This window comes from Pseudomonas sp. ICMP 10191 (assembly GCF_001467335.1).
In the GTDB taxonomy this organism is placed as follows: Bacteria; Pseudomonadota; Gammaproteobacteria; order Pseudomonadales; family Pseudomonadaceae; genus Aquipseudomonas; species Aquipseudomonas cerasi.
In genome coordinates this window covers 63,485-87,934 of the sequence record NZ_LKGW01000103.1, presented here as the reverse complement: position 1 = coordinate 87,934, position 24,450 = coordinate 63,485, and the positions used below count along the sequence as shown (strand labels likewise).

The following is a 24,450-nucleotide window of genomic DNA, read 5'->3' as shown; positions in this document are numbered from 1 at the left end:
TGTAACACCGCGCAAGGCTGACGCGCATGGGCATGCCACTCAGCTCAGAGGCAGGTATCAGGCGCCCGGGATGAAGTGCTTCTGCGCCGTGCCACGAGCGATCAGACGCGACAGGTAATCGAGCTTCTGCGCGTCGTGATCGACAAAGCGGAAGGTCACTTGCAACCATTCGCTGTCGGGCTTCTGCTCGAACGCGGCAACAGAGTGCAGATAGCCGTTCAGGCGTGCGACCTCGTTTTCCTCGCCCTGCTCCAGGTCCAGCACCGCGCTATCGAGTACCTGTGGCAGGTTTTCGCTGACGCGAATCACCAGTGTGGCGTCTTTCAGGGTGAGGGCCTTGATCACACACGACTGAGTGCCGTTGGGCAGGCGCAACTGGCCCTGGCCGCGACCGGTCGGCTCTGCCGATCTGACGGGTGCAGGGGCTGGCTTGGGAGCAGCGGCGGCGGCAACAGGCGCGGCACGAACCACTTCGGCCTTGCCACCGGTCAATGCGCTCAGCGAGTCATTGAGCGGCGAGTTCATGCGTGCCGGGGCTGTGGACATGACGGCGTCGAGCTTGCCGACTTTTGCCAGTGCTTTCTTGACCTTGGTCAGCAGCTGTTCATTGGTGAACGGCTTGCCGACAAAATCGGTCACACCGGCCTGAATGGCCTGCACGACGTTTTCCTTGTCACCACGGCTGGTCACCATGATGAACGGCACGGTTCTCAGGTAATTGTCTTGCTGACGGCACCATGTCAACAGCTCCAGGCCGGACATTTCTGGCATTTCCCAGTCGCACAGAATCAGGTCGAACGCCTCTTTGCCCAGCAACGTCTGAGCCTTGCGACCATTGACCGCGTCCTCGGTATGAATCCCGGGAAAATAATTGCGCAGCCCTTTCTTGACCAAGTCGCGAATGAAAGTCGCGTCATCCACCACCAATACACTGACCTTACTCATCGACGCTCCTGCGGGCGTGTTCACCTGGAGGCGAACTGCGGTATGCCAACACGCCCTTTGTTTCGGCAAGCATAGCGTTGACCGATAGCCAACTGCCATATTGATTGACTGCGCCGCGACATTTAATCCGCAGGCGACGGGAAATACTGATCNGCCCAGCGCGTGCTGGGCGTTTTTCTCGCAGGCAATCTTACTTATCGTCAGCGTCGCCCGGAACATTAGCGGTTTCGCTCGATATACCCTGCACTTCTTCTTTCATGCGCTTGAGACCCATGTGCCGCACGTCGGTCCCACGCACGAGATAGATCACCAGCTCGGAAATGTTGCGCGCATGGTCGCCGATTCGCTCCAGAGAGCGCAGCACCCAGATGACGTCCAGTACCCGGGAGATCGAGCGTGGATCTTCCATCATGTAGGTCGCCAGCTCGCGCAGGGCCGTCTTGTACTCGCGGTCGATGGTCTTGTCGTACTGCGCCACCGACAGGGCCAGCTCGGCGTCGAAACGGGCGAACGAATCCAGCGCATCGCGCACCATGTTGCGCACCTGATCGCCGATGTGACGTACCTCGACGTAGCCGCGTGGTGCCTCGCCCTCTTCGCAGAGCTTGATGGCACGGCGCGCGATCTTGGTCGCTTCATCACCAATGCGCTCCAGGTCGATCACCGACTTGGAAATACTGATGATCAGGCGCAGGTCGGACGCCGCAGGCTGACGACGAGCCAGAATGCGCAGGCATTCCTCGTCGATGCTGCGCTCCATCTGATTGATCCGGTCGTCGACCTCGCGAACACGTTGGGCTAGACCGGAGTCTGCCTCGATCAGCGCTGTGACCGAATCGTTCACCTGCTTCTCGACCAGGCCACCCATTTCGAGCAAATGGCTGCGAACGTCTTCGAGTTCAGCGTTGAACTGTTGGGAAATGTGATGCGTATGGCTGTCTTTGTGGATCATGCTGGGTGTCCTTGGAACGTCCGGTTAATTGCGAAAACGCAGCGGTGGTTCAGGGCTGACGAAGCACGTACTACCCGTAACGACCGGTGATGTAGTCTTCTGTCTGTTTTTTTGCCGGGTTGGTGAACAAGGTATCCGTATCACCAAACTCGACAAGCTTGCCCATGTACATAAACGCGGTGTAATCCGACACCCGAGCCGCCTGCTGCATGTTGTGGGTAACGATCACAATGGTGTATTTCGATTTCAGTTCGTAGATCAGTTCTTCGACTTTAAGGGTCGAAATCGGATCGAGTGCCGAACAGGGTTCGTCGAGCAGCAGGACTTCCGGCTCCACGGCGATCGTTCGGGCAATGACCAGACGCTGCTGCTGCCCCCCGGACAAACCCAATGCCGACTCATGCAGTCGATCCTTGACTTCATCCCAGAGCGCAGCGGCTTTCAGCGCCCACTCGACAGCTTCATCGAGCACGCGCTTCTTGTTGATCCCCTGAATACGCAGCCCGTAGACCACGTTTTCATAAATCGTCTTGGGGAACGGATTGGGCTTCTGAAACACCATGCCGACGCGGCGACGCAACTCGGCGACTTCCTCGCCCTTGGTGTAGATGTTGTGCCCGTACAGGTTGATCGCACCCTCGACCCGGCAACCATCGACCAGGTCGTTCATGCGGTTGAAGCAGCGCAACAACGTCGATTTGCCACACCCGGACGGACCGATGAACGAGGTCACCTTCTGCTTCGGGATATTCAGGGCAATATCGAACAGCGCCTGCTTGTCGCCATAGAACAGATTCAGGCCCGGCACTTCGATGGCCACGCTCTCGTCGGCCAGATCCAGACGTTGCTTGTGACGCCTCAGGGCCGACATGTTCATGCCACTCGTCGGGCTTTCATGCTGCATGGATTGCTCCTGTGCGAACTGTTCGCGTCATCGCACGGCCGCGTTTGCCAAAGGGCGAATTCGGGATCAATTGTCGAGCGCCTTGTACTTTTCCCGCAAATGGTTACGGATGCTCACCGCCGACAGATTGAGCAAGGCGATGACCAGCACCAGCAGCAGCGCGGTGGCATACACCAGCGGGCGTGCGGCCTCGACGTTGGGGCTCTGGAAGCCGACGTCGTAAATGTGGAAACCCAGGTGCATGATCTTCTGATCGAGGTGCAGATAAGGATAGTTGCCGTCCAGCGGCAGCGACGGCGCCAGCTTGACGACGCCCACCAGCATCAAGGGCGCAACTTCCCCGGCGGCACGCGCTACCGCGAGGATGAGCCCGGTCATCATCGCGGGGCTAGCCATTGGCAGTACGATTTTCCACAGCGTCTCGGCCTTGGTTGCACCCAGTGCCAGCGAACCTTCACGCAGGGTCAGCGGAATGCGCGCCAGCCCTTCTTCCGTCGCCACGATCACTACCGGCACGGCAAGCAGTGCCAGGGTCAGCGAGGCCCATAACAGGCCCGGCGTACCGAACGTCGGGGCCGGCAGCGCTTCAGGAAAGAACAGCCGATCCACCGAGCCGCCCAGCACATAGACGAAGAATCCCAGACCGAACACGCCGTAGACAATCGCAGGCACACCGGCAAGGTTGTTCACAGCGATGCGAATCAACCGGGTAACCGGCCCCTGGCGCGCATACTCACGCAGGTAGACCGCCGCCAGCACACCGAACGGCGTGACGATCACGGCCATGATCAGGGTCATCATCACCGTGCCGAAGATCGCCGGGAAGATACCGCCCTCGGTGTTGGCTTCGCGTGGATCGGCGCTGAGAAACTCCCACAGTTTCTCGAAGTAGAAGCCAAGCTTGGTCACCGTGCCCATCGCATTGGGCTGATAGGCACGCACCACTTTGCCCAGGCTGAGCTCGATCTCTTTACCGTTGCCATCGCGTGCGGTCAGGCTGTCGCGATCAAAGGCCTGGTGCAGCCCGTCAAGGCGCGCCTCGATCACCTTGTAACGCGCATCCAGCTCGGCCCGCTCGGCAGCCATGTCCGCTTGCGCGGCGGCATCCAGTCGGCCATCGAGTTCCAGCTTGCGGGCCTGCAGGCGCAGGCGCTCGATACCGTGATTGATGGCACCAATGTCTTTCTTTTCCAGGCTGTAGAGCTCGTCAGCCAGCTTTTCGACGCGTTTGATGCGCTCTTGCAGGACCGGCCATGCTGCCTCGCCTTCGGCCACGACACGCCCGTCTTCCTTGACGTTGACCAGATAGCCGTAGAAATTGCCCCACTCGCGACGCTCCAGCGTCATCAGGTCTGCAGGCCGGCTCTGCCCGGTCAGCCATTCGCCTACCACCCAGTTGAAGTCACTGGGGTTGAGATCGCGATTGCCGACCTTGAACAGCTCGCGGGTCATGAATTCCGGCCCTTGATCAGGCACCGGCAGGCCCGCGCTTTTCAGGCGCGCACGAGGTACTTGCTCCTGCTCGACCCGCTCGCCGACCAGAACGCTCGGTTCCTGATTGGGCACCGCGTACTGCGCGCTCACCAGATCGGCGGGCCAGAAATGCCCAAGGCCACGCACGGCGATCACCGCCAACAGGCCGATGGTCATGATCACAGCGATGGATACGGCACCCGCACTCATCCAGACGCCGGGGGCGCCACTTTTGAACCAGTTCCTGAGGGAGTTCCGCTTCACCAACGCCTACCTTCCTTACAGCGACGAGTATTGCTTGCGCAGACGCTGACGAATCAGCTCTGCGAGGGTGTTCATCACGAAGGTGAACATCAACAGCACCAACGCCGCGAGAAACAGCACCCGATAATGGCTGCCGCCCACTTCCGACTCCGGCATCTCCACCGCGACATTGGCCGCCAGCGTACGCATGCCCTCAAACAGGTTCATGTCCATGATCGGCGTGTTACCGGTCGCCATCAGCACAATCATGGTTTCCCCCACGGCCCGGCCCATGCCGATCATCAAGGCGGAAAAGATGCCGGGGCTGGCGGTCAGAATCACCACCCGCGTCAGGGTCTGCCACGGCGTCGCGCCCAGTGCCAGCGAACCCAGCGTCAGGCTGCGCGGCACGCTGAACACAGCGTCTTCGGCAATCGAATAAATGTTGGGGATCACCGCGAATCCCATGGCGATGCCGACTACCAGTGCATTGCGCTGATCGTAGGTGATACCCAGGTGGTCACGAATCCAGGTGCTCATGTCACCCGCGAAGAACCAGTTCTCCAGATGCGGGCTCATGCTCAGTGAAAACCAGCCCACCAATAGCACGACCGGAATCAGAATCGCGCCTTCCCAGCCATCGGGAATACGCAAGCGAAACGAATCAGGCAGGCGGGTCCAGAAAAAGCCCACCAGCAAAATGCCGATCGGCGTAAGCAGCAACAGGCTGAAGATGCCGGGCAGATGCCCTTCCAGATACGGGGCCAGAAACAATCCGGCAAAAAAGCCGAGAATCACCGTCGGCATCGCTTCCATCAATTCGATCACCGGCTTGACCTTGCGGCGCATGCCCGGGGCCATGAAGTAGGCGGTGTAGATCGCGGCAGCCACGGCCAGCGGCGCGGCCAGCAGCATGGCGTAGAACGCCGCTTTCAGCGTGCCGTAGGTCAACGGCGCCAGGCTCAGCTTGGGCTCGAAGTCGGAGTTGGACGCCGTGGACTGCCAGATGTACTTGGGTTCATCGTAATTCTCGTACCAGACCTTGCCCCACAGCGAACTCCAGGAGACTTCCGGGTGCGGGTTGTCCAGCGTCAGCGGCAGCAGCTTGCCAGCGCTTTCAATCAGAATCCGGTTGGCGCGTGGCGATAACGCCAGAATACCGGGCCCCTCGGCGACCTTGTCGATCAGCAGGGTGCGGTGCGCTGTGCTGTGGAATACGCCCAGCTTGCCGGAAGCATCCAGAGCGATGAACCCCTTGCGGCGCTGCTCGGCCTTGATCTGCGCGATCGGTGCGCTGCCCAGGCTGAAATCGCGGATGCGCATCAGGCGCTGCTCACCGTCAGTGTCCCGGGCCATGAACCACTGGGACATACTGCCTTTCGAGTTGCCGATGATCAGCGAAATGCCGCCGACCAGTTGAGCGCTCGCCGTGATCTCGGCGTTGCCGTCTTCCAGCAATTTATAGCGGCCATTGAGGCTGCGATCGCGCAGGCTGAACACATCCGCCTGCGCGCGCCCGTTGATGACATACAACCATTGCTGACGCGGGTCGATGTAGATCGCCTTGACCGCTGCGGACATCTGCGGCAACTCGACACGCGTCTGCTCGCGGGTCATCTCGCCGGTCATCATGTTTTCTTTCTGTTCGAGCGAGATGACATGCAACTGAGTGCCGGTAGACCCTGCCAGCTTCAGGCTGTCGCCATCGGCACTGACGGTGACATGCTCGACCGCACGCCCGGCCTCATCCAGTACCAGGGGCGCTTCGCCGTAAGGCCAGGCCACGCTCGGGGTGATGGTTTTCTGATCGTTCGGGTAGGTCGTCAGGTAAGAATGCCTGAACACCAGCACCTGACCGTTGGACAAACCCAGGGCTATCAAGGGCGCGCCGGGCTGATCCTTGCCGATGGACGCAACGGACACGCCCGCAGGGAGCGGCAAGGCAATGCGCCGCAGCTCTGCGCCGTCCTCGCTGTTGAAAAAGACCACTTCGCCCTTGTCGGAAATGCGCATGCCGATCTGGTTCTGCTCTTCGATGGTAATCATCAGCGGAGCGCCGGCATCCTGCAGCCAGGCGGTATTCAGCGCAGGTTCGGCGGTCAGGCTGGCGCCTTTGAAGAGCGGCGCAACGACATAGGCCAGGTAGAAAAAGATCAGCGTAATGGCAGCCAGCACGGCAAGGCCGCCAATGGCGACGTACCAGTGAGTGAGCCGGTCGGTAAACGCACGGACACGACGCTTGCGCACCATCGCGGGCGTATTGAAATCAATACGCGCTGGAGGCGAGCTCTGGTCCATCGTCGATTTGAACAGCTCATTCATGCGCACACACCGTAGACGCCTTGTATGACAGAAACATTACAGCAAGGTGACGCAAGAAAGCCCGCTGCCTGCGAAACCGGCGGCGGACTGTTCAATTTGTATGCAGGCCAGTCCATTGAGCCCCGCTCCAACGCGTACGTGACTACTTTACCGCCACGCCGCCCGCGCCCTGCAGGCCAAGATCGGCCAGCGTCTTCTCGACGACACGGGCGGGCAGCGGGATGTAACCGTCCTTCATCACCACTTCCTGGCCCTGCCTCGACAGCACCAGTTTTACAAACTCGGCCTCGAGCGGCGCCAAGGGCTGGTTCGGCGCCTTGTTCACGTAGACATAAAGGAAGCGCGACAGTGGATAACTGCCGTTCAGGGTATTGGCTTCGCTGTCTTCGACAAACTCGCCCCCTTCCTTCTTCGCCAGCGGCACAGTTCTGACGTTGGATGTCTTGTAACCGATGCCCGAATAACCGATGCCGTTAAGCGAATTGCTGATCGCGCTGACCACCGAAGCAGAGCCGGGCTGCTCGTTGACGTTGGCCTTGAAGTCGCCTTTGCACAGCGCTTCTTCCTTGAAATAACCGTAGGTACCCGACACTGAGTTACGACCGAACAACTGGATCGGTTTCCCTGCCAGATCGCCGGTCACGCCGACATCGCCCCAGGTTTTCGCATCTGCCCTGGCACCGCACAGGCGGGTCGCGGAGAAGATCGCGTCCACTTGCTGCAGGGTCAGGCCCTTGATCGGGTTGTCCTTGTGCACAAAAACCGCCAAAGCATCCACCGCGACCGGGATGGCAGTGGGCTTGTAGCCATGCTTCTGCTCGAAAGCCGACAGCTCGCCGTCCTTCATCCTGCGGCTCATCGGGCCCAGATTGGCCGTGCCCTCGGTCAGCGCGGGTGGCGCCGTGGAGGAGCCGGCCGCTTGAATCTGGATGTTCACGCTCGGGTATTCTTTCTTGTAGGCCTCGGCCCACAGGGTCATCAGATTTGCCAGGGTATCGGAGCCGACACTGGAGAGATTGCCCGACACACCGGAGGTCCTGGTATAGGCCTGGATGGCAGGGTCGACCGCAGCCAGCGTATTGGCTGCCGTCACTCCGGCGGCAACCAATGTCAGTGCAGTCATCAAACGCTTGAGTGTCATCCTTGCGCTCCTGGCAGGGTGTGTAGGTGTCCACGAGCCTTTTTGGGCCAGTCTTATGACTACTCTATGAATTGATTATGACAATAAGATGAAAAGGCTATCGACCTGTGCAGGTAGATAGCCTTTGGCTGTAGCGGTGCCCGAGCGATTCAGCAGCGGCTGATGATCAGCGCTTTCGGCTCAGCAAAAACACACCGATGGCCATGCCCAGACCGCAGAGGATCGCGACGTACCACGCCGGCCCCATCGGACTGCTCTTGAGCATGAAGGTCACGACCATCGGCGTCAGACCGCCGAAGATCGCGTACGCCAGGTTGTAGGAGAACGACAGCCCCGAGAAGCGCACCACAGGCGGGAATGCCTTGACCATGACGTAAGGAACTGCGCCGATCGTACCGACGAACAGACCGGTCACGGCATACAGCGGGAACAGCACTTCCGGATGGCTGCCGAGGATGTGATAGAACGTCCAGGAACTGACCAGCAAACCTGCGCTGCCCAGCAGAAACACCCAGCCTGCGCCCAAACGATCCGCCAGCGCGCCCGCAGCGATGCAACCCACGCTCAGGAAGACAATCGCCAGGCTGTTGGCTTTCAGCGCGGTAGCGGCCGGAAAGCCATAGATGGTTTGCAGGATGGTCGGTGTCATCAGGATCACGACGATGATGCCGGCAGACAGCAACCAGGTCATCAGCATCGACAGCGCAACGGCGCCACGATGATCACGCAGTACCGCCTTGAGCGGCACCTCTTCGGCCAGTGCCTTGCGCAGTTGCAGCTCGGCAAACACCGGCGTTTCATGCAGCAGGCGACGCAGATACACCGACATCAGGCCGAACACGCCACCCAGCAGGAAAGGGATACGCCATGCGTAATCCGATACCTCGACGGGGGTATAGATGCTGTTGATCGCCGTGGCGACCAGCGAGCCCAGCAGGATGCCCGCTGTCAGGCCCGCGGTCAGGGTGCCGCAGGCATACCCGACACGCCGTGCAGGCACATGCTCGGACACGAAGACCCACGCGCCAGGTACTTCACCGCCGATGGCGGCACCTTGAATGACGCGCATCAACAACAGCAGAATCGGCGCCCACATGCCGATCTGTGCGTAGGTCGGCAGCAGACCCATGATCAGGGTCGGCACCGCCATCATGAAAATGCTCAGCGTGAACATTTTCTTGCGCCCCAGCAGATCGCCGAAGTGCGCCATGATAATGCCGCCCAGGGGTCTCGCCAGATAACCGGCGGCGAAAATGCCGAACGTCTGCATCATGCGCAGCCAGTCGGGCATGTCCACCGGGAAAAACAGTTTGCCGACCACCGCCGCGAAAAACACGAAAATGATGAAGTCGTAGAACTCCAGCGCGCCACCCAGGGCCGACAGCGAAAGGGTTTTGTAATCGCTGCGAGTCAAAGGCCGCGCAGGCTGCGTGGAACTTGGAGGAACAGATGACATGACAAGGCTTCTCTTTACGTGTTCTTTGAAAAGGGGCGAGCGACAGCAACGCTGGCTGCTGCGGGGTGCCGTGCAGAAGCGATTGTCGGGAGCAACGGCGCAGATAGGCACCAAAATTGCGTGTACAGGCAGTCTTGTCACCTGTAGAGGTCCAGCAAGATAGCAAATTGCTACAAAAAACACATGGCAGAACTGCCACTGACACAAAATGAAGACCCCACGGTCGTTCTATGACGCAACGCCCGATATACTCGCAAGTCGTCAACAGCCTTGGGAAGTTGTGCGAAAACGTCTGAATCAGCGGGTTTCGCAGAGTTTCCCTTTGGGCCACACCGGCGCTGAACACATAATGTTCATGCTCATGGTTTTGAATGGCACCTGTTAACCGCGGCATACAATAATGAGAGTCATGGGTCAGAGGCACCCTAGGCATGATCGAGCTCGAACAAGAAGATCCAACCCCGCAAGGCGACCTTGCACTGCAAATCACCGCCCTTCCCCGCGAAACCAATGGCTTTGGCGACATCTTTGGTGGCTGGCTGGTGTCCCAGATGGACCTGGCAGGCACAGCTATGGCCAGCAAAGTCGCGGGTGGCCGCGTGGCGACCGTGGCCATCGATCGCATGGCATTTCTGGTCCCGGTCGCGGTCGGCGAACAGCTTTCCTTCTATACCCGCACCCTGGAAGTCGGACGCACCTCGATCAAGATGATGGTCGAAGTGTGGAGCGACGACCCGCTCACCAGCGAATGGCGCAAGGTCACCGAGGCCGCGTTCGTATTCGTGGCCATAGATGCCAGCGGCCGGACGCGCTCGGTTCCCGCGCGACGGTAAATTGTCGCTCGGCTACAGGTTGGCTGCCCGGTTAAACTCGCCCTGCATGAAGCGGTCTATTTTCGTCACGGTCATTGAGTGAGAACTTTGCATGCCAACATCCCCGGTTGAACCCACCGTTGAATCCATCCTTTACGATGAGCTGAACTGCTGGCGTATTTGCCACGGCGAAGCAGAGCTGCTGGTTGCGCAACAAGGCGCACACATCCTCAGCTATCAAGTGGCCGGGCAGCAGCCGCTGGTGTGGCTGAACGAAGAGGCCGTTTTCAAGCGCGGCAAACCCATTCGTGCAGGCATGCCGATCTGCTGGCCGTGGTTCGGCAATCTGGAGCGCAACCCGCAAAGCGTGCAGGCCATGCGCGACAGCAGCGAACCTGCCAAGGCACATGGCGAAGTGCGAGCGCTCGACTGGCAGTTGCTGGGTATCGGCGCAGATGGCGATGCACTGCTGGTGGAGTTCGTCCTTCCCGAGGCCGAAGGCCACTTGCCGGGCTGGCCGCACAATGTCGCCCTGAAACTGAGCATTCGTCTGGACCACGCACTGAATGTCAGTCTGGTCAGCTACAACTGTGGCACTGAGCCTGTGGTGATCAGCCAGGCGCTGCATACCTATTTCGCAGTCAGCGATGTACGTCAGGTCAGCGTCGAGGGGCTCGACGGCCTGCGTTACATCGAAACCCTGGCAAACTGGGAAGAACGCGAGCAGACCGGCGACCTGACCTTCACAGGCGAAACCGACCGCATCTACAAGGACACACCAGGCGTGCTCAGCATCGTTGACCCGCAGTGGCAGCGACGCATCCACATCCGCAGCACGGGCTCGAACTCAGCCATCCTGTGGAACCCGTGGATCGAGAAGACCGGCAAGTTCACCGACATGGCAGCAGACGGCTGGCAGCGCATGGTCTGCGTCGAAACCGCCAACGTGCTGGACGACGTGGTCACCCTGGCACCGGACCAGATGCATGTTCTGGGAGTGAGTATCTGGAGCGAGGCGCTCTGATCAGTAATTGATCAAGCCCATCAAAGGTCCGACTCAACCACCACGCGGACCTTTGACGCATCCATCGCATACGCAGCATCGGCAAGGTCGTTACTGACCTTCTCGATTTTCAGGGTGCCTTCTACCCACAGTGGTGTGTAGATATCATCCAGTTTCAGACCCTTGGGGTAACGCACCAGCACCAGCTGGTTAGGCGGCGGTGGTGGAACGTGAATGCAGGCGCCTGGATAAGGCACGATGAAGAACAGCGTGCTGCGGCCCTTGGCGTCGGTTTCGAGAGGCACAGGGTAGCCGCCAAGACGAATCGTCTTGCCGTTCATTGCCGGGACGGTTTTGGTCGAATACATGACTGCAGGCAAACCCTTGCTCTGCTTCAGTCCACCCTTGCTGTCGAACGTGCCCATGGCTTCCGGAGAATTGTGGTCAATCTCGGGCATGGCTTCGAGGGCTTTTTGATCGGACTTGGGCATCAGCTCAAGCCAGTCGGTTTCCGGCAACTGGGCGTATGCGGGACCGCAGAGCGCGGATAACAGCAGAAGAGTCATCAACAGGAAGCGACGCATGATAAAGCTCGGCAAAGGGGTGGAAAGTTGCCGAGCATTCTAGCCCTCTGCGCACTGTAAAACAGAGGGCTGACGCCTAAGCGTTATTTCTTTTTGATCATTCCGTAGATAACCAGCAGGATGATTGCACCTACCAGCGCGCCGAGGAAACCTGCACCCTCGCCTGCCTGATAGATACCCAGCGCCTGACCACCGTAAGTGGCTGCAAGCGAACCGGCGATACCCAGCACGATGGTCATGATCCAGCCCATGCTGTCGTCGCCCGGCTTCAGAAAACGAGCCAACAGACCAACGATCAGGCCGATAAAGATGGTTCCAATGATACCCATGCCATTTCCCTCTGTATTAAGTGAATACGCCCGGGCTGACAGCAGCCCCGACCTACTGCTATCTGAGAACGACGAGAGGGAATGGTTCCGGCGCAATGGCCAGTTTGCTTCGGGGTGGAGAATTCTTCATGAATGACGGGACTGAACCTACCTGAACGGAGGCCGGGCGTCTCGAACAGTGCTTCAACGCGACGCATCGGCACGACAGTTAGAAACGCTCGTTGCGCACGCTCTGCGTGGGAATGCAGTTCTCGACGCTCCGCGTCGCAAAAGGACGCGGCGTCTCCTGAAACTGCGTGCCAACGCGGAGCATCGGCACGCTAGCCGTGGGCCTGATCAGCCTTTGATCAGCGCTTCTACCAACTTCACCTGACGATCCAGCGTTGCGCGGTCAGCGCTGCGAACCGTGGCGTGTCCGACCTTGCGGCCAGCCTTGAACGCCTTGCCGTAGTGATGCAGGTGGCAGTCTTCGACAGCGATGACCTTGTCCACTGCGGGCACTTCACCGATGAAGTTGAGCATGGCGCTTTCACCGACCTTGGCTGTAGAGCCCAGCGGCAGACCGGCAACCGCCCGCAGGTGGTTTTCGAACTGGCTGCACTCGGCGCCTTCGGTGGTCCAGTGACCGGAGTTGTGGACGCGCGGCGCAATCTCGTTGGCTTTCAGGCCACCGTCGACCTCAAAGAATTCGAATGCCAGCACGCCCACGTAATCCAGCTGCTTCAGGACGCGGCCGGCGTAGTCTTCGGCCAGTGCCTGCAAAGGATGATCAGTGCTGGCGATGGACAGACGCAGGATGCCGCTGTCATGCGTGTTGTGCACCAGCGGGTAGAACCGGGTCTCGCCATCACGCGCGCGCACGGCAATCAACGACACTTCACCGCTGAACGGTACGAAGCCTTCCAGCAGGCACGGCACGCTGCCCAGCTCGGCGAATGTGTCGACCACATCGGCTGCCGAACGCAGGACCTTCTGGCCCTTGCCGTCATAACCCAGGGTGCGGGTTTTCAGCACGGCAGGCAGACCGATGCTGGCTACTGCGGCATCCAGGTCGGCCTGCGACTGGATATCGGCGAATGCCGGCGTCGGGATGCCCAGGTCCTTGAACATGCTCTTTTCGAACCAGCGGTCACGCGCAATGCGCAACGCTTCGGCGCTCGGATAGACCGGTACGAACTGTGACAGAAACGCCACGGTCTCGGCCGGAACGCTTTCAAACTCGAAGGTCACCAGATCGACTTCATCCGCCAACTGACGCAGATGATCCAGATCGCCGTAATCGGCACGCAGATGCTCGCCAAGTGCCGCAGCACAGGCGTCCGGCGCAGGATCGAGAAAGGCGAAGTTCATGCCCAGCGGCGTACCTGCCAATGCCAACATGCGGCCCAGCTGGCCGCCACCGATTACACCGATCTTCATGGAAAAACCTCAGGCGTGGCGTGGGTCTGGATTGTCCAGGACGCTGTCTGTCTGTTCAGTGCGAAATTTCTTCAGCGCTGCGTGGAATTGCGGGTGCTTTGCGCCGAGGATGCTCGCTGAAAGCAGCGCTGCGTTGATTGCACCCGCCTTGCCGATCGCCAGGGTCGCGACCGGGATACCGGCCGGCATCTGCACGATCGACAACAGCGAGTCGACACCCGAGAGCATTGAAGACTGCACCGGAACGCCCAACACAGGCAGGTGGGTCTTGGCAGCGCACATGCCCGGCAAGTGAGCGGCACCACCAGCACCGGCGATGATCACTTCAATGCCACGGCCTTCCGCTTCGTCGGCGTACTGGAACAGCAGATCCGGTGTGCGGTGCGCTGACACCACCTTGACTTCAAAAGGGATGCCGAGCTTTTCCAGCATATCGGCGGTGTGGCTAAGGGTGGACCAATCGGACTTGGAGCCCATGATCACGCCAACCAGTGCGCTCATCGTCGTGCCTCTCATCGGGCGCCCGCAGGCGCGTCTGAAAACAACAAGCCACGCGGGGGAACCGGCGTGGCTTGTTGTACGAATAATGACCGGTTTAACCGGCCAAAGGCCGCGCAGTATACCGCAAAGCGCCAGGATGACAGCCCCCATACGCTCAACCGTCCAGGTTTTTATAGCGGAAGGCAGCACGGAAAAATCCGGCAGAGAATCGGCACTTGTACTGCACACCAATCAAACAAGGGCTACTGCGATAGATGTCGATCCTGATTTCCTGTCAACGCCAGTTGCTATTAGATCTCCGGCACCGGGCTACACACGGCCGGCCACAATCCACCTACTCAAGGATGAGTGCAATGATCAAGAAATATACAAGCTGTCTGCTGCTATGTGCGCTGGCGCTGAGCCATGCGGCATGGGCCAACAATAGCCTCTCCAGGCAACCGTTGACCCTGTACCTGGTTCTCCACAACGACACGTCACATCACGGCGCCCAGGAACTACGCCAGGACTACTTCGCCTGGCTCATAAAAGATCTGGAAAGCTTCACGGGTCGTTATGTGCGATTGGCGTTCATTCGCGACGTCCCGGGCCTTACTGACTTCGCTTATCAGAGCGACGATGTAGACGAAACCTATTACGCCTGGAAAAACAGGATGGATCGGTATGTCATCGACCACGGCCTGGAGCGCAACGCGACCACCAAGTACCTGCTGTTGACTCAGAACAGGATCAACTCAAAGACTCTGGGCGCCAGCACCGACAAAAGCTACACAGGCATAGCCTCACTGGAAACATTCGCAATCCCCGCGCACGAGCTGGGCCATATGCTCGGCGGCACTCATGAGGCCGCAGAGGTTATCTATAAGGGGGGGATGGTGGTGTCAGACGAATATCATCGAAAGCCACGAAAAAATACGCTCCAATTGCTATGTCTACAGCGACGCCAACAAGCAAATCATTGCTGATCATCTGAACAGATTTCCCTGAGCAGACCAGGGTCGCTCTCCGGCATCGCCAGGAGCGGCGCTTGTCACCGGGAATCTGGCGCCGCCGCACCTTCAAGCTTGCGCCACAGCAGGCGCACGTTGGCCTTGCGCACCAGTGCGCAGCGGTACAGGCGGATCTCCAGCGGCACATGCCACTGCGGTCCGCCACACACCACCAGTTCACCGCGCGCCAGCTCGGCGCGCACACTCAGTTGCGGCACCCAGGCAATCCCCAACCCTTCCAGCGCCATGCTTTTCAAGCTGTCGGCCATGGCCGTCTCGTAAACCGTCGTGAAGCGCAGATTGCGCTGACGCAACAACAGGTTCACCGACCGCCCGAGAAAGGCCCCGGCGCTATAGGCAAGCAGCGGCACACTGCCCTCGCCTTCCATATCGAATAACGGCCGCCCCTCGGCATCGGCGGCACAGACCGGCAACATCTCGGTGTGGCCCAAATGCAGCGAGGGAAAGATTTCGGCGTCCATCTGCAGCGCGGCATCGGGATCGTAGAACGCCAGCATCAGATCACAGCCACCTTCGCGCAACGCATGCACCGCGTCGCCGACGTTGGTTGCCACCAGCCGGGTGGCAATGTTCAGCCCTTCGTTGCGCAATTGGGCGATCCAGCGCGGAAAGAACCCCAGTGCCAGAGAGTGCGCCGCAGCCACCTGCATGACCTCGCCCTGCCCGCCTTCCAGGTGATGCAGATGACGCACGACTTCGCCCAGTTGCTCGACCACGGTACGGGCCGTGACCAGAAACAATTGTCCGGCAGCGGTCAACTCGATGGGCGTACGCGAGCGATTGACCAGTGTCAGCCCCAATGCCGACTCAAGACTGCGAATACGCCGGCTGAATGCCGGCTGAGTCACGAAGCGACGCTCGGCGGCCTGAGAAAAGCTGCGAGTGGCCGCCAGGGCGCTGAAATCCTCCAGCCATTTGCTTTCCAGATTCATCAGGTCCTCCCGGACAATGGATGACGGCTTCGACAGGCAATTGCGCGTGCCCTGCGGCACCAGTTTGCAGCGTCCTGGTGGGACGCCCGGCGAAGCGAGGCGGATACATACCCTGACGGCGCAGCAAATGTGACCGAAGAAGCGCACCGGTGCGACATTTTGCCCCCTTTACGCACTGAACGGAATCCAGGTCACGCGCTGATTATGCCGTTATTGCATAGGCCAGCGTTTAACAGCATTGGTCAATCGAAGACGGCAAGCCCACTATTCGTGGCGTTCCGGCATTGTCCGTGCCTTTTTGAGACTTTTTTTATCATGTCCTCGCCTGCATCATCGCGCATCGAAAAAGACCTGCTTGGTGTTCTCGAAGTACCTGCCAACGCTTATTACGGCATCCAGACCCTGCGAGCGGTGAACAACTTTCACCTCTCCGGCGTGCCGCTTTCGCACTACCCGAAACTGGTAGTCGCGCTGGCCATGGTCAAGCAGGCGGCAGCAGATGCAAACCATCAGCTCGGACACCTCAATGACGCCAAGCATGCGGCGATCAGCGAGGCCTGCGCCCGCCTGATCCGCGGCGACTTCCATGATCAGTTCGTGGTCGACATGATTCAGGGCGGCGCCGGCACGTCCACCAACATGAATGCCAACGAAGTCATCGCCAACATCGCTCTGGAAACCATGGGTTTCGAGAAAGGCGAATACAAACACCTGCACCCCAACAACGATGTCAACATGGCGCAGTCGACCAACGACGCCTACCCCACCGCGATCCGTCTGGGTCTGCTGCTGGGTCACGACGCCCTGCTCGCCAGCCTGTCCAGCCTGATTCAGGCCTTCGCCGCCAAGGGCGAAGAATTCAACCATGTGCTGAAGATGGGCCGCACCCAGTTGCAGGACGCCGTTCCAATGACCCTGGGTCAGGAGTTCCGCGCCTTTGCCACCACCCTGACCGAAGACCTCAACCGCCTGCGCAGCCTGGCACCCGAGCTGTTGACCGAAGTGAACCTGGGCGGAACCGCCATCGGTACCGGCATCAACGCCGACCCCGGCTATCAGAAGCTGGCGGTCGATCGTCTGGCGCTCATTAGCGGTCAGCCTCTGGTGCCTGCTGCCGATCTGATCGAAGCGACCTCCGACATGGGCGCCTTCGTGCTGTTCTCGGGCATGCTCAAGCGTACCGCGGTCAAGCTGTCGAAAATCTGCAACGACCTGCGCCTGCTGTCCAGCGGCCCGCGCACCGGCATCAACGAAATCAACCTGCCGGCACGCCAGCCAGGCAGCTCGATCATGCCCGGCAAGGTCAACCCGGTGATCCCGGAAGCGGTCAATCAGGTTGCTTTCGAAATCATCGGCAACGACCTGTCGCTGACCATGGCTGCCGAAGGCGGACAACTGCAGCTCAACGTGATGGAGCCGCTGATCGCCTACAAGATCTTCGACTCGATCCGTCTGCTGCAGCGCGCCATGGACATGCTGCGCGAGCACTGCATCGTCGGCATCACCGCCAACGAACAGCGCTGCCGCGAGCTGGTCGAGCATTCGATCGGTCTGGTCACCGCCCTGAACCCCTACATCGGTTACGAAAACTCCACCCGTATCGCCCGCATCGCGCTGGAAACCGGCCGCGGCGTGCTGGAACTGGTGCGTGAAGAAGGTCTGCTAGACGACGCCATGCTCGACGACATCCTGCGCCCGGAAAACATGATCGCTCCGCGTCTGGCCCCCTTGAAGGCCTGACAGGGAATGACCTGCGCAACCTGCTCACCAGATTGAGGGCCTAGACACCCCTCAATTTTTTGAGGGTCTGGGAGTGATTCTCCAGACCCTTTTTTTTGCCCGCAGCAAAGGGCTCCGACACTGGACCCAGAGCCTTCGGCACACCACTTTTGCGGAGCCATCCGTGGAAGTATTCATTCATCGTCGCGAATGAAGAATCAGCCGTACAAGAAAGCGACTACAGACGTAAAAACTTTGCACCGGTATAGTGCGCCCCCTCAAAAGTAGCGAGGAATAACAAAAATGCTGGAAATGATTAACGACTTTCTCTCCGGTAAAGTACTGATCGTACTTATCGTAGGCTTGGGTAGTTACTTCACGATCCGCTCGCGTTTCGTTCAGTTTCGACACTTTTTCCACATGTTCTCGGTTTTTCGCGACAGTCTGCGCAGCAGCGCGGGCCAGTTGAGTTCGTTTCAGGCCCTGATGCTCAGCCTTGCGGGCCGCGTCGGTGCCGGTAACATCGCAGGCGTCGGCATTGCCGTGACGCTCGGCGGTCCGGGTGCCGTGTTCTGGATGTGGGTGACCGCACTGGTCGGCATGGCCAGCAGCTTCATCGAGTGCTCCCTCGCTCAGCTCTACAAGCGCAAGGATTCCGAAGGCCAGTTCCGTGGCGGTCCGGCGTTCTACATCCAGCACGGTCTGGGTAAACGCTGGCTGGGCATGGTCATGGCCGTACTGCTGCTGGTGACCTTCGGTTTTGCCTTCAACGGCCTGCAATCGCACGCTGTGACCGACTCGCTGAAAAGCGCGTTCAACGTCGACACCCGAACCACCGGCATCTGTCTGGTCGTACTGCTGGGCCTGGCCTTCGTTGGTGGCATCAAGCGTATCGCGGCTATTTCCGACCTGCTGGTTCCGGTCAAGACCCTGATCTACATCGCGGTCACCATCTACGTCATCGTCCTGCAGATCGACCACGTTCCCGGCATGCTGATGACCATCGTCAGAAGCGCCTTCGGCCTTGATCCGGTATTCGGCGGCCTGATCGGCAGCGCGATCGTGATGGGCGTCAAACGTGGCGTCTTCGCCAACGAAGCCGGTCTGGGCAGTGCGCCCAACGTGGCTGCCGTGGCACACGTCGAGCACCCGGTAGCGCAGGGCGTGGTTCAGGCGTTCAGCGTGTTCCTCGACACCTTCGTAATCTGCACCTGCACCGCCTTGCTGATTCTTCTGTCCGGTATCTACGACATCGGCTACGACGGCAACGGTATCGTTCTGGCACAGAACTCGCTGGCAGCCGTAGTCGGTGACTGGGGCAGAATCTTCATCAGCGTGGCGTTGGCCCTGTTCGTCTTCACCTCGATTCTCTACAACTACTACCTGGGCGAAAACAGCCTGCGGTTCCTGTTTGGCGAGAAGATCCAGACCATCATCATCTACCGTATCGCGGTGCTGGTATTGATCATGTGGGGTGCCGTCGTCGACCTGAAAGATGTACTGGCGTTCGCCGACATCACCATGACCATGCTGGCGTTCGTCAACCTGATCGCGCTCGCAATGCTGTTCAAAGTCGTCAAGCGCATTTTGAACGACTACGATGCGCAACGTCGGGCCGGGGTCAAGACGCCGGTGTTCGATTCCAGCCAGTTCCCTGATCTGGACCTGGACCGCAACGCATGGCCGGCCAATCCGACGCGTCAGTCGACACAGGACGCCGAAGCGGCAGCCAAGCCTGTACCCGAAGCACGATAACCACCGCGACACTACGCCGGAGTAGAGCCATGCCTCATGACGCACAACAACCAGCCCAACGCGTAATGGTTCTTTACACCGGCGGCACCATCGGCATGCAGGCCAGCGCCAACGGCCTGGCACCGGCCTCCGGTTTCGAAGCGCGAATGGCCGGGCAACTGGCCGAGCACCCGGAACTGGTGGTGCCGCAGTGGCACTTTCGCGAGATGTCGCCGCTGATCGACAGCGCCAACATGACGCCTTCCTACTGGTTGCGTCTGCGCGAGGCGGTAATCGAGGCGGTTGAGGTCGACGGTTGCGATGCGGTGCTGGTTCTGCATGGCACCGACACCCTGGCGTACAGCGCAGCGGCGATGAGCTTCCAGTTGCTGGGGTTCAGCGCACCGGTGCTGTTCACCGGCTCTATGCTGCCTGCCGGCGTGCAGGACAGCGATGCCTGGGAAAACGTCAACGGCGCCCTGCTGGCGCTGGGGTCGGGTCTGGTGTCAGGCGTTCAGTTGTATTTTCACGGGCAACTGATGACACCTGTACGCTGCGCGAAAATTCGCAGCTTCGGCCGTCAACCGTTCGCACCGCTGCAACGCTCGCGTGGCGGCCATGCGGTGGTTTCGCTCCCTGACGCATTGAACTATCGCCAGCCGAAGACACTGGCAGAGGTCGCAGTATTACCACTGTTTCCGGGTGTCGGTGCTGCTCAGCTGGACGGTTTGATCAATAGCGGTATCCGCGGTCTGGTGCTCGAGTGCTTCGGCAGCGGCACAGGCCCAAGTGACGATCCGCAATTTCTGGCCAGTCTGGAGAACGCCCGAGCGCTGGGTGTCTGTGTGGTCGCGATTACCCAGTGCCATGAGGGCGGTGTCGAACTGGATGTCTACGAAGCGGGCAGCCGACTGCGTGGTGCAGGCGTGCTCTCCGGTGGTGGCATGACCCGTGAGGCCGCGCTCGGCAAGCTGCATGCGCTGCTGGGCGCACGCCTGACGACCGAGGAAGTACGGCGCCTGGTCGAACTGGACCTGTGTGGCGAGCTGCGTTAAGCGGCTACTTCTGCTTTACCCGAGGCGTCACGCACTCGCGCGACGCCTTACCCCTTCATGAAGCCTTGCATTCTTCCTGCGCGCCCCTGAGCATCGAATCCAGATTGCGCTCGATGTTTTCGCACAACGCCGTCATCTGAATCTCATGTTCACTGGCACGGAACGGGCTCTGCAGGTCAGTACCGATCTTCTCGATCGCCAACAGCATGAAACCCACCACCGTCGACGCCAGCGGCGTGAACCAGCCAAGGGTCTCCACCAGACCAATCGGTACGATAAGGCAGAACAGCGTGATGAACAGGCGCGGAAAGGCTACGTACGGATAAGGCAACGGTGTATTGGCAATACGCTCCATGCCGCCCTGGCAATTGGAGATGTCCACCATGGTCGACTCCAGACGTGCCAGACGAATGCTGTCCAGCCGCCCGGCCTGATACTCCTTGGCCAACAGCGCAGCCGACGTATTGAGCAGGTCGTTGGGAAAGTTGTTGGTGTCGTGACGACGTTCAAATTCCTCGCGAGGAATCAGCATCTGAACCTCATCACCACATTTGGCGCCCTTCAGGTGCGCAGACAGGCACTTCACATACGCGACATGGCGACGCAACAGTGTGGCCTTGACCGGGTTGATCCCGTCGTCATCCTCGACCAGCGTCAGCACTTGCCGAGCGAAGCTGCGTGAACTGTTGACCAGCGCACCCCATAGCGTCCTGGCTTCCCACCAGCGGTTATAGGCACTTGAGTTGCGGAAGCTGGTCAGCACCACCAGCGCCGAGCCCAGCAGGGTCAACGGCATGGACGGCAAGGTGATCTTGCGTTCCAGGTAGAGCATGAAGTCGACCGTGACAATCACGTCCCAGATCAAAAGCCAGAAAAGCGACCATCCTACGTAGCCGATGGTCTTGCCGAGAAAACGGATTTTCGAAATGATCGTTTGCTGCAAAAGAACCACCCCATCGAAAAATAAGCGAACCGCATACGCACAGTTACCGCATGGCCTTTGAATACGAAACCGGCAGTTGGTTCGCAAGCGGCCCGCTTGTCTCGGGGTTTCAGACGTTTTCAGCAGCCATTAAGAGCCACCTGTGGACGCTCGCCGGTGAAGAAAATCGGCCGCAGGCGGACACCAACGACGTTACCGGCGTAGGCCGCTACCAGCCACAGCCAGCCGTGCAGGCTGCCGGATGCGATACCGCTGAAGTACGCACCAATGTTGCAGCCGTAGGCCAGTCGCGAACCGTAGCCCAGCAGCAAGCCGCCGATGACCGCCGCCACCAGCGAGCGCGTGGGGATATCGAGGCTGGGTGCAAAACGACCTGCCAGACCTGCCGCCAGCAAGGCACCGAGCATGATGCCGATGTCCATCACACTGGTGATGTCTTCCCACACCGGAGCCGCCAGCGCCTTGGCGTTTGCAGCGCTCTGCCAGAACACCCAGCTGCCGACGTCTACCCCCAGCCCGCTGGCCGCTTTTGCACCCCACAGCGCGAACGCCGAGGTGATGCCCCACGGACGACCGGCCAACGCCAGCGTTGCGTAATTGAGAAGCGCCAGCGCGACAGCGCCCCAGACCAGAATCCACGGCCCGCGCAGCACACGACTCAGACCGCGATGGTCCGTGGCTGGCGGCGTTTCAAGCTGGCCATGACGGCGCTTTTCGAGCTTGACGGTCACCAGGGCGATCAAGCCGAACAGCGCCAGATTGACCAGCAGCGCAGGCAGCACGCCGAAGGTTTTGACCACCGACACCGCCGGGAACGAAGGCAGGGCAAACCACCAGTCGACGTGATGGGTGGCAATCAGTGAGCCGAGGATGAAAAACAGCAAGGTCACCAGCATCCGCGCATTGCCACCACCGGCAGTGAACAGTGTGCCGGACGCACAGCCACCGCCCAGCTGCATGCCGATGCCGAAAATGAACGCGCCGACGACAACCGAAATCCCGACCGGAGCAACCAGACCAGTGACTGGCTGGCCAAACAGCGTGCCCGCGCCCAGTGCCGGGAAAAACAGCACAACGGCGACCGCCAGCATGACCATTTGCGCGCGCAGGCCTGCACCCCGCCGCTCGCGGATGAACACCCGCCAGGCCGAGGTGAAACCAAATGCCGCGTGATACAGCGTTACGCCCAACGCCGCGCCGACGATCCACAGCATCACCTGACGGGTGCCGACACTGAGCAGAAGGAACTGGGCGCCCATCAGCAGCAGGAACAGCGCGGCCAGCGGCGCGCCGAACTTGCGTCCGGGTGTTGCAGTAAGAGAGTTGTTCATGGGTATCTCAAGGACAGGTAACAGAAAGCACAGATTATACGCCTGCCAACGGGACTACTCGGACCAGACCTCGCGCAGCCTGTTCAATGCCTCGACCATCTCGTACTCGGGCACTGCGGCAAACCCCAGCACCAGCCCGGCCCGGTTATCCACAGGCTCAGTGGAATCAGGCAGCCAGTAATCACTCAGGGCATTCATTTCGACCCCGACGCCATTGGCCTTGGCAATCAGCGCCTGCTCACGCGCCACGCTGTCGACCTTGACCATGACATGCAGCCCGGCAACCCCTCTGGGCATTGTCGCGCATCCCGGAATATCGGCAGGCCAGTTATCCAGCAGCACATTGCGCCGACTGAGCGCCGCGCGCCGCATGCGACGTATGTGTCGCTGGAAATGACCCGACGCAATGAACTGCGCCATGACCGCCTGAACGCCAATTTCGGTATGGCGCATGTCCACGGCCTTGCGCTGGCTGAACATCGGCACCAGTTGCTCTGGCAAAACCAGATACCCGAGGCGCAGCGCCGGGAAGGCGATTTTGCCGAACGTCCCGACGTAGAGCACGCGCGCGTTGCGGTCGAGTGCGGCCAGAGGTGCCAATGGTGAACCGCTGTAGCGATACTCACCGTCGTAATCATCCTCGACAATCCAGCCTTGGTGCTTCTCGGCCCAGGCCAGCAACTCCAAGCGCCTTGCCAGGCTCATCACCACGCCGGTCGGGTATTGGTGTGAAGGTGTCACGTAGGCCAGGCTGCAGTCTGCCTGCTCAAGGTCGGCGCAACGCATGCCTTCGTTATCCACAGCCACCCCGTGCAATCGGGCACCTGCCAGTGCAAACGCATGACCGGCCGCCCGATACCCCGGATTCTCAACGGCGACGCCCTCGCCCGGGGCAAGAAGCAACTGTGCACAAAGGCTGATCGCATGCTGTGCGCCACTGGTGATCACAATTTGCTCAGCACTGCAATGCAGCCCACGCGATGAGCGCAGGTAGACCGCAATCAGTTCACGTAACCGCGAGTCTCCCGCCGCCGACCCATAACCGAGCTGAGCAAGGTCCGGCTTGCGCCAAAAAGCGGCATACAGCTTGCCCCACAAGGCAAAGGGGAAAAGATCGAACGCCGGTACGCCTACCCGAAAGGCCCGCGGCCTACCCGTTGGTGGTTCATGCAAACGATGCTTTTCGAGCAGCGCGCGTGTCGGGTTGTGGATAACTTCACAGGAGGAATCTGACGGCATTTCAGCCGCGACTGTGGACAAACCTGTGCGTAACCCTGTGGATACACCTGTGGGTAAGTTGGTGGATAGTTTTTTACGACTTGCCCGTCGAGGCGATGCGTTTGCTTCAGAGAGCTGCGCGACATACGTGCCGTCGCCAACGCGCCCTTCAATGAAGCCCTCGGCATACAGCTGGTCGTAGGCCCGTATCACGCTGTTACGGGAGATGCCCAGTGAATATGCCAAATCGCGGCTGGCTGGCAGTCGCGTGCCGCTGCTCAGGCGCCCATCGAGGACCTGCTGGCGCAACAGGCTATAAAGCTGCTTGCTCAGGCCCTGATTCGGGTCCAGCGCGATACCGGTGAGCGTGGACGGAAACGCAACGGGGACATCAGGCATGCATTGGCCCTATTGAAACTATCAA

21 protein-coding genes are annotated in these 24,450 nt (G+C 60.0%); 6 read left to right on the top strand and 15 right to left on the bottom strand.

Going from position 1 to position 24,450, the window contains the following annotated elements:
• Nucleotides 1-57: 57 nt before the first annotated feature.
• The 7 genes from AO388_RS10935 to AO388_RS10905 all read right to left on the bottom strand — a co-directional run bounded on the left by AO388_RS10935 (nt 58) and on the right by AO388_RS10905 (nt 9,436).
• The gene (locus AO388_RS10935; protein ID WP_003432838.1) at nt 58-945 is read right to left on the bottom strand and encodes a response regulator; all 888 of its coding nucleotides are present in this window, start codon (nt 943-945) and stop codon (nt 58-60) included.
• 190 nt (nt 946-1,135) lie between these two features.
• Nucleotides 1,136-1,897 carry a phosphate signaling complex protein PhoU gene (gene phoU, locus AO388_RS10930; RefSeq protein ID WP_002555887.1) on the bottom strand — a complete coding sequence of 254 codons (762 nt, stop codon included), beginning with the start codon at nt 1,895-1,897 and terminating at the stop codon, nt 1,136-1,138.
• 70 nt (nt 1,898-1,967) lie between these two features.
• The gene (gene pstB, locus AO388_RS10925) at nt 1,968-2,801 is read right to left on the bottom strand and encodes a phosphate ABC transporter ATP-binding protein PstB (RefSeq protein ID WP_003401255.1); all 834 of its coding nucleotides are present in this window, start codon (nt 2,799-2,801) and stop codon (nt 1,968-1,970) included.
• Between the two features lie 66 nt (nt 2,802-2,867).
• A complete protein-coding gene (gene pstA / locus AO388_RS10920) occupies nt 2,868-4,484 on the bottom strand; it encodes a phosphate ABC transporter permease PstA (RefSeq protein ID WP_176556721.1) in 1,617 nt (538 codons plus the stop codon).
• A gap of 69 nt (nt 4,485-4,553) precedes the next feature.
• Nucleotides 4,554-6,839, bottom strand: coding sequence for an ABC transporter permease subunit (locus tag AO388_RS10915; protein ID WP_054082249.1), 2,286 nt, complete (start codon nt 6,837-6,839; stop codon nt 4,554-4,556).
• Between the two features lie 142 nt (nt 6,840-6,981).
• Nucleotides 6,982-7,980 carry a phosphate ABC transporter substrate-binding protein PstS gene (locus tag AO388_RS10910; RefSeq protein ID WP_003367977.1) on the bottom strand — a complete coding sequence of 333 codons (999 nt, stop codon included), beginning with the start codon at nt 7,978-7,980 and terminating at the stop codon, nt 6,982-6,984.
• 166 nt (nt 7,981-8,146) lie between these two features.
• The gene (locus tag AO388_RS10905; RefSeq protein ID WP_058416447.1) at nt 8,147-9,436 is read right to left on the bottom strand and encodes an MFS transporter; all 1,290 of its coding nucleotides are present in this window, start codon (nt 9,434-9,436) and stop codon (nt 8,147-8,149) included.
• Nucleotides 9,437-9,867: 431 nt separating this feature from the next.
• Here AO388_RS10905 and AO388_RS10900 point away from each other — a divergent pair, with 431 nt between their 5' ends.
• Together AO388_RS10900 and AO388_RS10895 are read left to right on the top strand one after the other, a co-directional pair.
• Nucleotides 9,868-10,269, top strand: coding sequence for an acyl-CoA thioesterase (locus AO388_RS10900; protein ID WP_003316086.1), 402 nt, complete (start codon nt 9,868-9,870; stop codon nt 10,267-10,269).
• Between the two features lie 91 nt (nt 10,270-10,360).
• On the top strand, nt 10,361-11,272 hold the full coding sequence (locus AO388_RS10895; RefSeq protein WP_003432833.1) for a D-hexose-6-phosphate mutarotase: 912 nt from the start codon (nt 10,361-10,363) through the stop codon (nt 11,270-11,272).
• A 20-nt stretch (nt 11,273-11,292) separates the two neighbouring features.
• Here the strand turns inward: AO388_RS10895 and AO388_RS10890 are convergent, their stop codons facing one another.
• The 4 genes from AO388_RS10890 to purE form a co-directional block, all read right to left on the bottom strand.
• The gene (locus AO388_RS10890) at nt 11,293-11,835 is read right to left on the bottom strand and encodes a DUF3299 domain-containing protein (protein WP_003367971.1); all 543 of its coding nucleotides are present in this window, start codon (nt 11,833-11,835) and stop codon (nt 11,293-11,295) included.
• Nucleotides 11,836-11,918: 83 nt separating this feature from the next.
• Nucleotides 11,919-12,164, bottom strand: a complete 246-nt coding sequence (locus tag AO388_RS10885; RefSeq protein WP_002555896.1) for a GlsB/YeaQ/YmgE family stress response membrane protein — start codon at nt 12,162-12,164, stop codon at nt 11,919-11,921.
• A gap of 336 nt (nt 12,165-12,500) precedes the next feature.
• Entirely contained in the window at nt 12,501-13,583 is a 1,083-nt protein-coding gene (locus tag AO388_RS10880) for a 5-(carboxyamino)imidazole ribonucleotide synthase (protein ID WP_003349746.1), read from the bottom strand.
• A gap of 9 nt (nt 13,584-13,592) precedes the next feature.
• Nucleotides 13,593-14,084: a 5-(carboxyamino)imidazole ribonucleotide mutase gene (gene purE, locus AO388_RS10875; RefSeq protein ID WP_003340324.1), complete on the bottom strand. Its 492-nt coding sequence runs from the start codon at nt 14,082-14,084 to the stop codon at nt 13,593-13,595.
• A 353-nt stretch (nt 14,085-14,437) separates the two neighbouring features.
• Between purE and AO388_RS10870 the strand changes: the two genes are divergently transcribed.
• The gene (locus AO388_RS10870) at nt 14,438-15,049 is read left to right on the top strand and encodes a hypothetical protein (RefSeq protein ID WP_236713906.1); all 612 of its coding nucleotides are present in this window, start codon (nt 14,438-14,440) and stop codon (nt 15,047-15,049) included.
• Between the two features lie 65 nt (nt 15,050-15,114).
• Here the strand turns inward: AO388_RS10870 and AO388_RS10865 are convergent, their stop codons facing one another.
• Nucleotides 15,115-16,026: a LysR substrate-binding domain-containing protein gene (locus AO388_RS10865; RefSeq protein WP_003367967.1), complete on the bottom strand. Its 912-nt coding sequence runs from the start codon at nt 16,024-16,026 to the stop codon at nt 15,115-15,117.
• Nucleotides 16,027-16,341: 315 nt separating this feature from the next.
• Between AO388_RS10865 and aspA the strand changes: the two genes are divergently transcribed.
• The 3 genes from aspA (at nt 16,342) to AO388_RS10850 (ending at nt 20,534) form a co-directional block, all read left to right on the top strand.
• Nucleotides 16,342-17,766, top strand: coding sequence for an aspartate ammonia-lyase (gene aspA, locus AO388_RS10860; RefSeq protein ID WP_003432831.1), 1,425 nt, complete (start codon nt 16,342-16,344; stop codon nt 17,764-17,766).
• 282 nt (nt 17,767-18,048) lie between these two features.
• Nucleotides 18,049-19,500: an alanine/glycine:cation symporter family protein gene (locus tag AO388_RS10855; RefSeq protein WP_003367965.1), complete on the top strand. Its 1,452-nt coding sequence runs from the start codon at nt 18,049-18,051 to the stop codon at nt 19,498-19,500.
• 29 nt (nt 19,501-19,529) lie between these two features.
• Nucleotides 19,530-20,534 carry an asparaginase gene (locus AO388_RS10850; RefSeq protein ID WP_003432830.1) on the top strand — a complete coding sequence of 335 codons (1,005 nt, stop codon included), beginning with the start codon at nt 19,530-19,532 and terminating at the stop codon, nt 20,532-20,534.
• Between the two features lie 55 nt (nt 20,535-20,589).
• Here AO388_RS10850 and AO388_RS10845 read toward each other — a convergent pair whose 3' ends face one another.
• The 3 genes from AO388_RS10845 to pdxR form a co-directional block, all read right to left on the bottom strand.
• Complete coding sequence (locus tag AO388_RS10845; RefSeq protein ID WP_003316074.1) at nt 20,590-21,477, bottom strand: bestrophin family protein; 888 nt, start codon at nt 21,475-21,477, stop codon at nt 20,590-20,592.
• Nucleotides 21,478-21,596: 119 nt separating this feature from the next.
• Nucleotides 21,597-22,808 (bottom strand): YeeE/YedE family protein, encoded by a 1,212-nt coding sequence (locus AO388_RS10840; RefSeq protein WP_003432829.1) that lies wholly within the window; start codon nt 22,806-22,808, stop codon nt 21,597-21,599.
• Between the two features lie 54 nt (nt 22,809-22,862).
• Nucleotides 22,863-24,425: a MocR-like pyridoxine biosynthesis transcription factor PdxR gene (gene pdxR, locus AO388_RS10835; RefSeq protein WP_058416446.1), complete on the bottom strand. Its 1,563-nt coding sequence runs from the start codon at nt 24,423-24,425 to the stop codon at nt 22,863-22,865.
• Nucleotides 24,426-24,450 lie beyond the last annotated feature (25 nt).

Coding starts and splice junctions, on each gene's coding strand:
- AO388_RS10865 (WP_003367967.1), bottom strand. CDS start 16,026: ATGAATCTGGAAAGCAAATGGCTGGAGGATTTCAGCGCCCTGGCGGCC.
- AO388_RS10880 (WP_003349746.1), bottom strand. CDS start 13,583: ATGAAGATCGGTGTAATCGGTGGCGGCCAGCTGGGCCGCATGTTGGCA.
- AO388_RS10895 (WP_003432833.1), top strand. CDS start 10,361: ATGCCAACATCCCCGGTTGAACCCACCGTTGAATCCATCCTTTACGAT.
- AO388_RS10935 (WP_003432838.1), bottom strand. CDS start 945: ATGAGTAAGGTCAGTGTATTGGTGGTGGATGACGCGACTTTCATTCGC.
- pstA (WP_176556721.1), bottom strand. CDS start 4,484: ATGAGTGCGGGTGCCGTATCCATCGCTGTGATCATGACCATCGGCCTG.
- pdxR (WP_058416446.1), bottom strand. CDS start 24,425: ATGCCTGATGTCCCCGTTGCGTTTCCGTCCACGCTCACCGGTATCGCG.
- AO388_RS10885 (WP_002555896.1), bottom strand. CDS start 12,164: ATGGGTATCATTGGAACCATCTTTATCGGCCTGATCGTTGGTCTGTTG.
- AO388_RS10850 (WP_003432830.1), top strand. CDS start 19,530: ATGCCTCATGACGCACAACAACCAGCCCAACGCGTAATGGTTCTTTAC.
- pstB (WP_003401255.1), bottom strand. CDS start 2,801: ATGCAGCATGAAAGCCCGACGAGTGGCATGAACATGTCGGCCCTGAGG.
- purE (WP_003340324.1), bottom strand. CDS start 14,084: ATGAGCGCACTGGTTGGCGTGATCATGGGCTCCAAGTCCGATTGGTCC.
- AO388_RS10890 (WP_003367971.1), bottom strand. CDS start 11,835: ATGCGTCGCTTCCTGTTGATGACTCTTCTGCTGTTATCCGCGCTCTGC.
- AO388_RS10910 (WP_003367977.1), bottom strand. CDS start 7,980: ATGACACTCAAGCGTTTGATGACTGCACTGACATTGGTTGCCGCCGGA.
- phoU (WP_002555887.1), bottom strand. CDS start 1,897: ATGATCCACAAAGACAGCCATACGCATCACATTTCCCAACAGTTCAAC.
- aspA (WP_003432831.1), top strand. CDS start 16,342: ATGTCCTCGCCTGCATCATCGCGCATCGAAAAAGACCTGCTTGGTGTT.
- AO388_RS10855 (WP_003367965.1), top strand. CDS start 18,049: ATGCTGGAAATGATTAACGACTTTCTCTCCGGTAAAGTACTGATCGTA.
- AO388_RS10900 (WP_003316086.1), top strand. CDS start 9,868: ATGATCGAGCTCGAACAAGAAGATCCAACCCCGCAAGGCGACCTTGCA.
- AO388_RS10905 (WP_058416447.1), bottom strand. CDS start 9,436: ATGTCATCTGTTCCTCCAAGTTCCACGCAGCCTGCGCGGCCTTTGACT.
- AO388_RS10840 (WP_003432829.1), bottom strand. CDS start 22,808: ATGAACAACTCTCTTACTGCAACACCCGGACGCAAGTTCGGCGCGCCG.
- AO388_RS10915 (WP_054082249.1), bottom strand. CDS start 6,839: ATGAATGAGCTGTTCAAATCGACGATGGACCAGAGCTCGCCTCCAGCG.
- AO388_RS10870 (WP_236713906.1), top strand. CDS start 14,438: ATGATCAAGAAATATACAAGCTGTCTGCTGCTATGTGCGCTGGCGCTG.